General features: G+C 52.8%; 16 protein-coding genes and 1 pseudogene. 16 read left to right on the top strand and 1 reads right to left on the bottom strand.

Going from position 1 to position 13379, the window contains the following annotated elements; translation table 11 throughout:
* Positions 1-7: 7 nt before the first annotated feature.
* Entirely contained in the window at positions 8-424 is a 417-nt protein-coding gene (locus G485_RS28675) for a FixH family protein (RefSeq protein ID WP_027094597.1), read from the top strand.
* 16 nt (positions 425-440) lie between these two features.
* Here the strand turns inward: G485_RS28675 and G485_RS0123790 are convergent, their stop codons facing one another.
* Positions 441-1010, bottom strand: a complete 570-nt coding sequence (locus G485_RS0123790) for a TlpA family protein disulfide reductase (RefSeq protein WP_084423475.1) — start codon at positions 1008-1010, stop codon at positions 441-443.
* A 274-nt stretch (positions 1011-1284) separates the two neighbouring features.
* On the opposite strand from G485_RS0123790, the pseudogene G485_RS30285 reads away from it, so the two are divergent.
* From G485_RS30285 to G485_RS0123720, 15 genes and pseudogenes are all read left to right on the top strand, one after another.
* A pseudogene (locus tag G485_RS30285) lies at positions 1285-2523 on the top strand (O-acetylhomoserine aminocarboxypropyltransferase/cysteine synthase family protein); the annotation flags it as partial.
* Positions 2524-3576, top strand: a complete 1053-nt coding sequence (locus G485_RS30280) for an ABC transporter substrate-binding protein (RefSeq protein WP_027094595.1) — start codon at positions 2524-2526, stop codon at positions 3574-3576.
* Between the two features lie 176 nt (positions 3577-3752).
* Entirely contained in the window at positions 3753-4982 is a 1230-nt protein-coding gene (locus G485_RS0123775; RefSeq protein ID WP_027094594.1) for an MFS transporter, read from the top strand.
* A 143-nt stretch (positions 4983-5125) separates the two neighbouring features.
* Complete coding sequence (locus G485_RS0123770) at positions 5126-5581, top strand: RrF2 family transcriptional regulator (RefSeq protein ID WP_027094593.1); 456 nt, start codon at positions 5126-5128, stop codon at positions 5579-5581.
* 156 nt (positions 5582-5737) lie between these two features.
* Complete coding sequence (locus tag G485_RS0123765) at positions 5738-6364, top strand: FMN-dependent NADH-azoreductase (protein WP_027094592.1); 627 nt, start codon at positions 5738-5740, stop codon at positions 6362-6364.
* Between the two features lie 243 nt (positions 6365-6607).
* The gene (locus G485_RS0123760) at positions 6608-6931 is read left to right on the top strand and encodes a response regulator (RefSeq protein ID WP_027094591.1); all 324 of its coding nucleotides are present in this window, start codon (positions 6608-6610) and stop codon (positions 6929-6931) included.
* A gap of 264 nt (positions 6932-7195) precedes the next feature.
* Positions 7196-7531 (top strand): hypothetical protein, encoded by a 336-nt coding sequence (locus G485_RS0123755; RefSeq protein WP_230191323.1) that lies wholly within the window; start codon positions 7196-7198, stop codon positions 7529-7531.
* Positions 7532-7924 carry a type II toxin-antitoxin system VapC family toxin gene (locus tag G485_RS0123750; RefSeq protein ID WP_027094589.1) on the top strand — a complete coding sequence of 131 codons (393 nt, stop codon included), beginning with the start codon at positions 7532-7534 and terminating at the stop codon, positions 7922-7924.
* A 77-nt stretch (positions 7925-8001) separates the two neighbouring features.
* Positions 8002-9135, top strand: a complete 1134-nt coding sequence (locus G485_RS0123745; RefSeq protein ID WP_027094588.1) for a DUF6155 family protein — start codon at positions 8002-8004, stop codon at positions 9133-9135.
* Positions 9136-9147: 12 nt separating this feature from the next.
* Positions 9148-9597 (top strand): hypothetical protein, encoded by a 450-nt coding sequence (locus G485_RS28050; RefSeq protein WP_240489262.1) that lies wholly within the window; start codon positions 9148-9150, stop codon positions 9595-9597.
* On the top strand, positions 9597-9761 hold the full coding sequence (locus G485_RS31160; RefSeq protein ID WP_240489265.1) for a UPF0158 family protein: 165 nt from the start codon (positions 9597-9599) through the stop codon (positions 9759-9761). Before G485_RS28050 ends, G485_RS31160 begins: the two co-directional genes overlap by 1 nt.
* A gap of 28 nt (positions 9762-9789) precedes the next feature.
* Positions 9790-10086 carry a nucleotide exchange factor GrpE gene (locus G485_RS0123735; protein WP_156922565.1) on the top strand — a complete coding sequence of 99 codons (297 nt, stop codon included), beginning with the start codon at positions 9790-9792 and terminating at the stop codon, positions 10084-10086.
* Between the two features lie 187 nt (positions 10087-10273).
* Positions 10274-11938: an SWIM zinc finger family protein gene (locus G485_RS0123730; RefSeq protein ID WP_027094586.1), complete on the top strand. Its 1665-nt coding sequence runs from the start codon at positions 10274-10276 to the stop codon at positions 11936-11938.
* A gap of 147 nt (positions 11939-12085) precedes the next feature.
* Positions 12086-12265 carry a hypothetical protein gene (locus G485_RS29615; RefSeq protein ID WP_015253841.1) on the top strand — a complete coding sequence of 60 codons (180 nt, stop codon included), beginning with the start codon at positions 12086-12088 and terminating at the stop codon, positions 12263-12265.
* Entirely contained in the window at positions 12258-12842 is a 585-nt protein-coding gene (locus tag G485_RS0123720) for an ATPase (RefSeq protein WP_027094584.1), read from the top strand. The genes G485_RS29615 and G485_RS0123720 overlap by 8 nt, the downstream gene beginning before the upstream one ends.
* Positions 12843-13379 lie beyond the last annotated feature (537 nt).

The raw sequence follows: 13379 nt of genomic DNA, 5'->3' as shown, positions 1-13379 counted from the left end.
GGAGCCGATGAACAGACACAGATGGCTCGGAGCGGCCGCCGCCGCGCTGCTGGCGCTTCTGACGCTCTCGGGATGCTCCTCGGGGGCCGGCGCTTCAACGTCCGGAGCCGAAGACGGCCGGTACGAAATCGCGTTTGCGACTTCGCCCGCCGAATTGAAGCTGAACGAGAGCGTGACGCTGAGCGTGGCCGTCTCCCGAGGGGGCAAGCCGGTCAAGGACGCGGACGTCGTCCTGGAGCTCTGGCCCAAAGGCGTGGAGCCGAGCGAACACGCCCAGCTGAGCGCCAAAGCGGACGGCAAGGGCTCCTACGTTCTGAAGGGACAGTTCTCGCAGGCGGGCGTCTATTACGTCATCTCCCACGTCACGCCCAAGGAGACCGGACAGATGACGATGGCCGGCTTCGAGTTCGAGATCGTTCCTTAGCGGGGACGGCTTGCGCTTACGGATGCACGAGCCGATCGGCTTTGGCCTTCAAATTTTCCCAAGTCATGGAGCCGACGGCGCCGTCCGCAATGACACCGTTTTTGTCGATGAAGAAGGTGGAAGGGATGGGGCGAATCCGATAGCGGTCCGCCACGGAGCCGTCCCGGTCCATCAGCACGGGGAAATCGAACCCGTACGAGGAAGCGAACGCCCGGGCCGACTTCTCGCTGTCCACGGCGGTCAGGTTCACCGCGACGACCTCAAGGTCGGAGCCGAACGCTTGGCGGAGCTTCGCGAAGCTTGGAGCCTCCTCCTTGCAGGGATCGCACCAGGACGCCCAGAAATTCAGGACGACCGGCTTGCCGCGGAATTGGCGCAGGCTGTAGCTATCGCCGTCCATGCCTTTCAGCGTGAAAGACGGAGCGGGCGAGCCGATCCTCGGCGCTTCTTGGATTTTGCCGTTCGCGGCGGATGCTTCTTGGCGCGAAGCCGCGGCAGGGCCTGCCGCCGCCCCGTAAAGGACGATTCCGGACAGGATCGCGGCAACGAGCATGGCGAATCTACGGCGGAGTGTTCTCATATTCATATTGCTTCCCTTCTTTCGTCGTAATCGTGGAGGTATCGGTTCATGTCTTTAACTGTAAATATGGCCCTTAAAAAGAAATATAAAACAATTCATTGACAAACCTCCCGAGAGGAACTAATATAAACATAAATTCCGGGAAAAATAGTAGGTATTGTAAAGACCGGTCCAAAATCATGTTGACCAGGCCGCTGGAGACTGAGCGCGATCCGCAAGGATGACGCCGGTCTCTTTCTTTATTTGAAGGGCGGCCTCAAGGGGCGAAAGGAGCGAGCCGATGGGCGACGACGGAAAGAAAGCATGGAAATTCGATACACTGCAGGTTCACGCCGGGCAGCAGCCGGACCCGACGACCGGGGCGAGGGCCGTTCCGATCTACCTGACGACCTCCTTCGTGTTCGAGAGCGTGGAGCAGGGCCAACGGCTGGCCGCATTCGAAGAAGTCGGGCACATGTATACCCGGATCGGCAATCCGACGAACGACGTGCTGGAGCAGCGCATCGCCGCGTTGGAAGGCGGGGCCGGCGCGCTGGCGGTAGCTTCCGGATCGGCGGCGGTCACCTACTCGATCCTCAATATCGCCGGAGCGGGCGACGAGATCGTGGCGGCCCGGACGCTGTACGGCGGAACGTTCAACCTGTTCGACGTTACCCTGCCGAAGATCGGCATCCGGACGAAGTTCGTCGATCCGGACGATCCCGGGAACTTTCGGGCGGCCATCACGGACCGGACGAAAGCGGTCTTCATCGAGACCATCGGCAATCCGGGCATCAACCTGGTCGATATCGAAGCGGTGGCGGCAATCGCCCACGAGCGCGGCATTCCCCTCATCGTCGACAACACGTTCGGAACGCCGTACCTGATCCGGCCGATCGAGCATGGGGCGGACATCGTCGTCCATTCCGCGACGAAGTACATCGGCGGGCACGGCACTTCCATCGGCGGCTTGATCGTGGACGGCGGGCGGTTCGATTGGGGCAACGGCAAGTTCCCCGGCTTCACCGAGCCCGACAAAAGCTACAACGGAATCCGGTTTTACGAGAAGTTCGGCGAACTGGCCTATATCACGAAAGCGCGCGTGCAGTGGCTGAGGGACACCGGCGCCTCGATCAGTCCGTTCAACGCCTTCCTGCTGCTTCAGGGGCTGGAGACGCTGTCCCTGCGGGTCGAGAAGCATCTGGCCAACGCGAAGCGGGTCGCGGCCTTTCTGAACGGCCATCCCGACGTCGCCTGGGTCAACTACCCGGCGCTGGAGGGCAATCGTTATTATTCCCTGTCTCAAAAGTAATTCCCGAAAGGGCCCGGTTCGATCTTCACCTTCGGCCTGAAGGGCGGATTCGAGGCGGCGAAGCGGACGATCGACGGCTTGAAGCTGTTCTCGCTGCTCGCCAACGTGGCGGACGCCAAGTCGCTCGTCATTCATCCGGCCAGCACGACGCACGCCCAACTGACCCCGCAGGAGCAGGCGGACGCGGGCGTCACGCCGGACCTGATCCGGCTGTCGATCGGCATCGAGATGAAAAATGTTTACGCCCGGAAGCAACTATGGCTGTCGTCCGTAGCGGTTCTCACGGCGGTCGCGCTGTTGTCGGGCTGCGGCAAAAGCGGGGACAAGAACGCCGCGAGCGGCGAATCGCCGTCTAAGAGCGAAGAGACGGGAGGCGAGAAGCCGCTCAAGAAGATCACTTTCGCTTATGCGGGCGGCACTTGCGAAGCGCCAATCTATACCGCGATCGAGAAAGGCTTCTTCAAGGAGGAAGGGCTCGACGTCGAGCTCGTCCAACAGGACTTCGAGACGCTGAAGTCGGGCATCGCGTCGGGGAAGGTGGACGGCACGGTAGGCAACTTCGCCTGGTTCAAGCCGATCGAGCAAGGGCTCGACGTGAAGCTGACGGGCGGCCTTCACGCCGGCTGCATTCAGCTTGTGACGCCGGGAGACTCGGGAATCACCGATTTGAAGGGGCTGAAAGGCAAAACGATCGGCGTCGACGTCATCGGCGGCGGCCCGCAGATTACGCTGTCCATCGCGCTGAAGCAAAGCGGGCTGGACCCGCAGAAGGACGTCCAGTGGCGGGCATACCCTTCGCAGCAATTGTCCACGGCGGCGGACAAAGGCGAGATTCAGGCGTTCATCGTCTGGGATCCGGCCGCCCAGCAAGCCATCGACGAGAAAAATTACGTCCGGCTGCTGAGCAACGGCCACGACGAGCCGTTCAAGTCCGGCTACTGCTGCTACTCCGTCATTAGCGGCAAGTTGGCCAAGGAAGATCCGGAGAAGGCCGCCGCCATTACCCGCGCGCTGCTGAAGGCGGCGGATTGGGTCGGCCGCAACGCGCACGAGACGGCCGAGATCGAGACGAACAAGAAGTATGTCCCGGCGGAGGTCGCCACGAACGAAGCGCTGCTGGCGGATTACCACTGGAAGCCGGGCGTGAAGACCGCCCAGGAGAGCGCGAAATTTTTCATCAAATATCAGAAAGAGCTGGGCATTCTCGACTCGTCCACCGACGAGACGGATCTGTACAACCGGGCCTTCTTCGAAGCGATTCCGGATTTCAACGGCAGATAAGAATACCGGAACCTATAGGATATTGCGCTGGGCCTCGCGCTTCGGCGCTTCTTCTTTTTTTTCGGGGGCGGGATGCGGAAAATCGTGGTTGACTTCGAAGCGCCCCCCTTCTAAACTTTAGTACCATACGACGAACGGATGCTTCTTTCAAGCTCCGCGATCAGGGGGGGAAACCGTTGTCTACCGCCACCGAAGTCCGCGGCTCCGCCGCCGCGGCGTCCTTGACCGTCCTGCCCGTGCTGCTGGCGATCAGCTTCGTGCACATGATGAACGATTCGATGCAGGCGGTCGTTCCGGCGCTTTACACCATATTGGAGAAATCGCTGGATTTGTCTTATATGCAATTAGGGTGGATCACCTTCGCGCTGAATATGACGTCCTCCGTCCTGCAGCCGGTGGTCGGAACGTATACGGACCGAACTTCGAAGCCTTACATGCTCCCGTTCGGGATGGCTTTGAGCCTGCTGGGCATGGTCGGAATCGCGCTGGCGCCCTCGTTCTGGGTTCTTCTGGTTGCGGTCGTGTTCATCGGATTCGGCTCGGCGATCTTCCACCCGGAGGGCTCGCGCGTCGTCTATTTCGCGGCTGGCGGGAAGCGGGGCTTCGCCCAGTCCGTTTATCAGGTCGGCGGCAACGCCGGCAGCTCGCTCGCTCCGCTCATGACGCTGTTCGTCTTCGTCCCGCTAGGCCAGGTTGGCGCGCTGTGGGGAACGGCCTTTGCATTGGCCGCGATCGCCGCGCTGCTGTGGGTGTCTCCTTGGTACAAAGGCCGGTTGGAAGAATGGAAAACGAAAGGCGCGGTCAGGAAGAAGGGCGGAGCCTCCGGAGGCATGAATCTTAGCCGCGGGCGGGTCGCGTTTGCGATGGGGCTGCTCGTCTTCATCGTTTTCGGCCGGTCGTGGTATCATGCGGGGATCGGCAATTATTATCAATTTTACCTGATCGAGCATTACGGGCTGACGGCCAAGCACGCGCAAATTCCGCTCTTTCTGTTCCTGCTGTCCGGCGTGCTGGGGACGTTCTTCGGCGGCGTGATCGCCGACCGGATCGGCTTGAAAAAGATGATCGTGCTGTCCATCGCCGGCGCCGTGCCGTTCTCGCTGGCATTGCCTTACTTGCCGCTTATTTGGGTGTACCCGTTCACCTTTGTTCTCGGATTCATTCTGCTGTCCGGCTTCTCGGTCGCCGTCGTCTACGCGCAGCACCTCATGCCGACAAAGGTCGGTATGGCGTCGGGACTCACAACCGGCCTCGCCTTCGGGATGGGGGCGCTCGGGGCCGTCGTATTGGGGAAATTGGCCGACGTTTACGGCATGGGGGACGTTATGAAGAGCATTGCGTTCTTGCCGCTTGTCGGGCTGCTTGCGCTTCTGCTGCCTTCGGACCGGAGCAGAGCCTGCGTTTGACCGGAATCGCGGAATCGGCGCTTTCGCCAGCGTAGCGAAGGCGCCGAATTTCATTTTTGGGAATATCCTCGCGGATAAATATAAGCTATACTAAGGAGAACGAAGATCATCGAAGCGAGCGCTTCGGGAACGGAGGCCACCCGGTGAGAAACGAAAGATGCGGCGGCGTTGCGACGCCCAGATGGTTCGGATACGCGCTGCAGTCGCTTGTCTATCTGGCGCAGCGTTCGGAATTCGACTCGCGCTGCCCGAGCGGCGAAATCGCGGATATTGTATGCACGGAAGCGACGCTGATGCGCCGGATTCTGGCGCGTCTGGCCAAGGCGAACATCGTGGAGGCCAGGGAAGGCCGGGACGGCGGCTATTTTTTGCGGAAATCCCCGGAAACGATTACACTCGCGGAAGTGTACCGGGCGCTGGAGATGACGGAGCCGCTGTGCACCGGGCTGATGGACACCGCGAGCGACGGCATGATCGGAATGGAGATCAAGGATACGTTCTCGGAGATCATGAAGGAGACGGAACAGCTGATGATGGTTGTGCTGGAAAAGCGGACCGTCGCCGACCTCGTGCGTCAAGTTTATGAAGTAAAAAAGTAAGTTACTGCAATTGACATAGCGATTTGCCATGGTGTATACTGTGATCGATTGCTGCACAGTAGACGGTTCATACAAGGCCTCGCTCGGATAGGTTCGGTTTCGCCAATACTGTGGCAATTATTATCATAATTACATTCAACAGGAGGATTTACCATTATGGCGAACGTGTTATTCGTTAAAGCAAACGGCCGCCCTGCCGATCAAGCCGTCAGCGTCAAGCTGTACGACGCCTTCGTAAGCACCTATAAGGAGAAAAATCCGAACGACAACATCACGGAATTGGACCTGTTCGCAGAAAACTTGCCGTACTACGACAACAATATGTTGACCGGTCTGTACAAACTGGCCAACGGCATCGAAGCGACGGCCGAAGAGAAGCAAGCGGCCGAAATCGCCAACAAATATTTGGATCAATTCCTGGCTGCCGATAAAGTCGTTTTCGCCTTCCCGCTCTGGAACTTCACCATTCCGGCTCAATTGCTGACCTACCTGTTCTACCTGAATCAAGCGGGCAAGACGTTCAAATATACGCCGGAAGGTCCGGTCGGGCTGGCCGGCGACAAGAAGGTCGTTCTGCTCAACGCACGCGGCGGCGTCTATTCCGAAGGCCCGATGGCTTCGCTCGAAATGTCGGTGAACTATATGAAGAACACGCTCGGCTTCTGGGGCATTACGGATATCGAGACGGTTATCGTCGAAGGCCACAACCAGTTCCCGGACCGCGCGCAGCAAATCATCGAAGCCGGCTTGGAGCAAGCCGCCAAAGTCGCTGCAGGCTTCTAATCGAATCGCCTGATTGCCATAACGAAGCCCCGAAGAACGCATCGCCGTTCCCGGGGCTTCTTGCTTTTGCCGGAGCTTGGCGTCCGATGTTCGTCGAGTCTCTGCCGGACAACATAGGAGGATTGGAATACCCCATAAGAAGCCAAGAAAAGCACATTGCGCTTTGCCCGCTTGGGCGCTATCATGTCAACAAGTTCGATAAGCGTCTTTGCTTGTATCCGTTTACAAAAAGGGGGAGGCGCGGTGATTGCATTGATCGTCGACGACGAGTTGGAAATCCGGGCAGGGCTGCGCGCGAATTTTCCTTGGGGCGACTACGGAATCGAGGAAGCGTTGACCGCGGACGACGGCGATACGGCCCTTGCCCTGGCCCGGGAACGGAACCCCGACTTGATTCTGACCGACATCCGAATGAAGCGCATGTCGGGCCTGGAGCTGATCGAGACCCGGTCCCGGGAGCGTCCGGAAGGCTGGAAATCCATCGTCATCAGCGGATACGACGATTTCGACGTCGTCCGGCAAGCGATGAAGCTCGGTGCCGCGGATTACATTCTCAACACGTTGTGAACACGAACCTATGTCAGGAAACGGCGCGTTTTGTGTGCAGCGGGCGGTTTGTGCGGTGAGGGGGGACAAGCCATCTGGATCGATAAGCTATTCCGAACCTTATCTCCTTCTGGATTTTGAGTGTGTTATGTTATACTGTTGGTAACACGAAATTAAGCGCTCCAGTATGACAGAAGAAACGATTATGACAGGAGTGAAATGATATCGAAAAACAGCGATCGATTCAAGCTGATGTTGAAGCCAATCCGGAGCTCCAATCCCTGATTGAGCAGAGCAGAATGGAATATAAATCCGGCAAAGCCCAGAATACGTCGGAAATACGGAAATATTTTGCAAATCTTAAATCGGAAGGTTGGTGTTTTAACCATGTCTTTGCCCAAAAAGATGGATCAAAAAACGGCTAATGAACTTCGTTCCATCTTGACGAAGATGAATATTACGCAAAGCAAAGTGAAAATCAATTTGGATAACCAAACGATTGAAGTCGAGGATGACTATTCCATTGATGACATACTTGAGTCGGCCGGGGTTTTAACACCGGAACAAGCTAAACAGTTGGCTGATGAAGTCAAGAAAATGCGCGAGGAAGAGTGGAATTAAATGGATGGTTATTTACTCGATACCAATATCGCCATTGCACTGCTGGCTGGTGAGCATGCCGCGTTGGATTTTGTTCGGCAAGCCAGTGACGATCGGATGTCGATTTATTTCTCCGTCATTACGGAGTGCGAAGTGTTCAGCGGGTTGAAATCCGCATACCGCTTACAAGGGATCAAGCTGTTTAATTCACGAAGATGTATTGAGGTAAGTTCCAGTGTTGCCCGACTTGCCGGGGACATACGCAGGGAACAAAAGTTGAAAGGACGGAAGCTTAAAACGCCGGACGCAATTATTATTGCAACTTCTATTGAGCACCAGCTTGGTCTTGTATCAAGGGACCACGATATGAGCTTTGTTCAGGAAGCATTCGGTTTGCCGCTATTCACGATTTAGCCAACCCATTGTCATTCCGCCCGGGATACAGTGGGTTTGTTTATATATTCGGAATACCAAAAGGAGAACAGACGATCATGGTTTATCGATGCAGAATCGAACTGGATGAGATTGCTCCGAAGATTTGGAGGGAGTTTCAATTTCATCCCGATGTGACGTTTCATCAGCTTCACAAAATCATCCAAGCGGTCATGGGTTGGGAAAATTACCATTTGTACGAGTTTCATGTGAACGAGAAGGTGATCGGGCTGCCTGATCCGACATTCGCGGATTTGGAGAACCGTGAGATACTAAATGCACGAAGAGAAACCGTTCAGAAGCACGTTCAAGAGGAAAACGCCGTTTTTACATACGTCTATGATTTTGGCGACGATTGGCGGCACACGGTTACGTTGATCAACATTGACGCATCGATTTCCGATCCGGCGCCCTTGTGTCTGGATGGAGCTCGCAGTTGCCCGCTTGAAGATGTGGGAGGTGTCTGGGGGCATCAGCATCTGATGGAAGTAATGGTTACTCCCAATCATCCGGAGCGGGATCATTTCATGGGCTGGATTCGCGAAGGATATGATCCCGAACATTTCTCCTGCGAAGAAGTAAATCAGGAGCTTGAGCGGCAGAAGGACAAGCTGATCCCCAAGTCGCTGGTTAAGCGTCCGGCAGGGAAAAAGCCTGTGAAGCTGACGAAGTCCGTTCTAAATAAGCATCTGAAACAGTTAAATAATGACCAACTCATCAATTTGGTGAAGGCTTGTTACGGCGCCAGCAAAGATATGGAGAAGTTTCTCGCCGTAAGATTACTGGGCGATGAAGCGGTAGAGTCTCTCTTTCAAGAGTATCGCAAGAAAATTGAGAAGGAGTTTTTCCCTGAGCGGGGATTTGGCAAGTTGAGACTCCAGGAAGCGGAACACGCGATTTCGGAATTCGAGAGATTGACCGGGAGCGCTAAATATAGTCTGGAATTAAAACTAATCTTTGTCGAAAATGGAGTCGATTTCACCCTATGCTACGGGGATATCGATGAACGCTTTTACTATAGTATGGCGTCCATGTATGCCGATATCATCGATCAGGTGAATGAAGATGAAACGGCCGAGTTGTTTGACGAATTCGAGGAGCGTCTCGAAGCCGTTGTTTCGAAAACAGAAGGGATCGGTTGGGGTTTTCATGACCATTTGGCTGAACTGCACGCTCAAATACGATGGATTTAGGTGAGGGGCTTTATGCGCGGCGGGAAGAAAAAGATGCGGACCTATCCAAAATCGGAGTCCGCTTTTTATTTTATCGCCGGCTATACGGATTGGGGTTTCCCCTATGGTATCACGTGGGAGGAATATGAGGCGGAGCAACGTGGCGAGGCGAGAAAAGTGACAGCAGCTGGAGGAGAACCAGTGAAAGAATTGAAATTGACCAAGCAGCAGTTTCAGGAGATTGTGGATTCATACGACATGTACGTAGAAGAAATAGAGTCCTTCCTGAATATTGAAACTGGAGATGTTGTCACGTTGCGAACGTTTGATCGGGATGAAGAGGACGAAGAATTAAGCGAGGTCATTGAAGAAGGCTTTCATGAAATTTACTTTCGGATACCGAAACGGGAGTCGGATGAAGGATATACGGACATGGTTGATTTTGCGGAAACGGTTGAAGATAAAAGCTGCAATCCACTTTGATGCACATATTAAGCGGCGGCAAGAGAATATTCCGAAGATTCAAGGATGCGTTATCTTCCGACAGCGAGCAGTTAGAGCGGTATTACCAGTTTGTTGAAGAGCAGAATCGCAAACGTGTTTCTAATTGGTTGAAATCCATTGAAGTGAAGTTGATTCTCGAGTAATAAAGAAATGTTTGGGCAGGGGATACCGGTGAAACGTTCTTCTAGACAGACGATGATTAAGCTGTATGCTCAAGCGATCATTTCGGAACTTCAACAATTAGGTTATCCCAATGATCAAGCTAACGCAGTCTTTTTTCGACACTATCGAGACATGAAACGCTTATTTGGTCTTGAGCAGAATGTATGCGATTTTGCAAAGATGATTGATGAATTTGAACGTGCCATGCAGAAGAAGCATGACCCGAGTGATCCCAATTCAATTGCTGTTGGCCATCTAAACCACTTGGCTAAAACATACATCCTTAAGCATAAAAGCAACAAATGAGCAGGATTATTTTCCAAATGGCAACCGATATACGACCTGTGTCGCTGTCACCATTTCTAAAAGATGAATATGTAGACGCTGCGGCAGACCAACATATTCCCTTCTTTACCACGGTGCGATCTTATCAGGTGTTCATCGACTATTGGAATTCCAAGATTGTAAGAAGCGTCCAAAGGTGGCGTTCCTCATGAATTTATCCGATTTTTCCAGATACATAGATCCTGCAGTTGTACACAGAGGGAAGGAATACGCGTCCGAAGGACGGGTAATTTCCTTGAAGTCCATTGCCGATGAAAAGTACACTGCGGTTGTGCGCGGGTACGAGGATTATGAGGTTTATGTAAGGCTAGACAACGAGAACAACATAATGGAATCGGAATGCGATTGTCCGTACAATTTCGGGCCGGTATGCAAGCATCAAGTCGCCGTATTCCTCGAGCTTAAGAATAGAGAAGCAGACGGGGTATCTTCACCGGAACCGTCTCTCCGGCAACTGTTGGAAGCGGAGAGCAAGGAGAAATTAATCGAATTGCTGCTCTCGATTGCATCGGATTCATATGCCGCGGAAGAGCGCATTAGAATTCACTTGTCGAAAAGGGGCGCGGATCAGGAGTTGGACGCCTGCCGACGGTTGATTCGATCCTACATTGACACATATTCGGATGATCATGGCTTTGTGTCTTGGCGGAACGTAAGCCGCGCGGTGGAAGGTGCGGAGATCGTCGCTGAAAAGGCTCTCTCCGCCTTCGATGAAGAGGAATGGTTGCACGGGCTGGCGATTCTGTTTTGCATCATCGAAGAGATGATTGAATTATTGCAGTCCGCCGACGATTCGGACGGTGGAGTCGGGATCGTGATCGAAAGCTGTCTGGAATCGATCTTCAAGCTGGTTCAGGATCACCATCATATTCCGGCGGAAGAACGCTTGAAGATTTTCCGCCGGTTGTTGGAGGAGACACACCAGCCTTATTACGATGGGTGGTCGGATTGGCAGCTCGCGCTCCTCGAGGCGGCGGGCGCGCTGATCGAGTCGGAAGAGATGCAACATCAATGGGATGATGCGGCGGGTTCGCTCCTGGGTCATACGTCCGGAAGCAATTGGTCGCGGGAGTACACAGACGAGCGGGTAACTGTGCTCCGATATGGTCAAATTTTGGAACGTTCAGGTGAAGAACAGGCGAAAGCTTATTTGTATAAACATCTGCATTTCCCGGAAATTCGGGAGATTGCGATTCGAGCGGCGCTTGAGCAAGGCGATGCCGAGGAAGCGATCCGATTGGCGGAGGCCGGGGAAGCTCAAGATCAGGGGCTGCCGGGGCTCGTCTATCGCTGGAAGAAATATCGGTATGAGGCATACCGTCGCACAGGACAAGTCGAACAGCAGCGGAAACTCGGGATGGAGCTGATCGTGAACGGAGAGTATGCGTATTATCGCTCTGTGAAGGATACATTTTCCGATGAGGGAGAATGGACTTTGTATTTGCAAGATATGTTAGATCAATTAGAGCAGAGCCCGAGGGGAGAGCATACGTATACCCAAATTCTGGTGGAAGAGGAGATGTACGCACGGCTTTTGGAACATGTCCGCAAGGCACCTTACCGAATTGAATCGTTCTATGAGCAATTGCTTCCGCATTACCCGGAGGAGGTGAAGGCGCTTTTCGTGGCATATATCGAATTCCGGGCGGATCAATCCAGAGACAGGCGAGATTACGCCGATGTTTGCCGGATCATTCGAATGCTTCAACAGGTTGGCGGACGGAAAGAAGCGTTCACCGTCACACAAAAATTGTTAACCAAATTTCCGCGAAGACCGGCTTTCCGGGAGGAGCTGGGGAAGATTCGTTTTTGAACTTTATGGGAATAAGAAGTAACGCGGTTTGAGCATAGCTTGATTTTTGTGAGTGGGTGGACAAACTGGTATGCGAGGCCTGTAATTTTGATCTGAAACGAGTATGTTATAATAATGGCAAGATTAAGTCGGGTTGGATGGTGACCTATGATGGATCGTATTCAAGATTTGCAAAAACTGATCAAACTTACGGGCGATCGCGCGAAACTGGATGCAAAAGCGAACGGAACTTATATTGTCTATCAAACGGAAAAAGGCCAGATTGTCAAAGAATATGCAAACGGTGTGATCGAGCCAATCGACAATCCTGGGGTTCATCATGAATGAGTACTCCACAGTGATGGTTGTATTCGCCGGCAATAACGGCAGCGGCAAAAGCACCATTCGCAATTTGATAGTGGACAGGCTTGGTATCAGTGTCAATATAGATCCCGACGCTTTAGCTCGGAGCATTGATTCTGACCATCCGGATCGCCGCAAAGTATCCGCAGGCAAAGAAGCGATTAAACTTGCGAGAGATTGTATCCATCATAAACGCGATTTTTCTGTAGAAACGACTTTGGCCGGCGGTAATGCGATACGACTGATACGGGAAGCCAAGGCGAACGGCTTTGAAGTGATGATGTTTTATGTGGGTCTAAATGATGTTCGGCTCAATATCGAACGTGTTGCCGCCAGAGTTCGAAACGGCGGACATCATATACCGACTGAAGACATCATTCGGAGACAAACCACATCCATGCAAAATCTGCTAACTCATATCCATCTCATTGATCATTTGATTGTGATTGATAATAGCGAAGTTTCCGGTAAAATCGTTATGCAAGCTGAACATAGTATTTTAAAATATCAGGCCGAATCTCTTCCAAAATGGGTGCATAAGATCAAGGATCAGTTACATTGATTATGGAGAATCATATGAAGTTTGAAATTAGCAAATCTATGGAAAACAAAATTAATAATTGGGATAAATGTGAACCCAAAGATGTAACGGGAGCAAAGTTTGCGTACATATTTATACCAACAAGTCTAGGATTGGTTATCAAGGTCCAGTGTGATGTTTGTAAAAGGGAATTACTACTAACCGAAGATGATTAAATCTTGAATTTTACATTTCTCCCAATGTGAATAAGGAATTCTACGCGACCGGATTAGATCTGGTCGTTTTTTTGTGCAGAACATATATTCGCTGACAAAGTGTTGTCATGACTTAACTATAAAATAAAAATATACTAGATCACTGAGGCAGAGGCAGAGTTTTTGGAGTTGTAGATGGGGGTGAACAGAATGACATTGATTAAAGATCTGAGTACGAATGATGAATTCGTCGGCTTCTATTTGCTGAAAGTTGAGTCCGTATAATTGTGTAAAATGGTAGTTTACTGAAAATAAAGGGAGCCATAATCCCAATCCCTCAGTTAGAATGATGGTGTCTAAGCAA

This window comes from Cohnella thermotolerans DSM 17683, assembly GCF_000429825.1.
Lineage (GTDB): Bacteria > Bacillota > Bacilli > Paenibacillales > Paenibacillaceae > Cohnella > Cohnella thermotolerans.
Note: the sequence above shows the minus strand (reverse complement) of the source record. Positions and strands in the feature narration are given on the sequence as shown.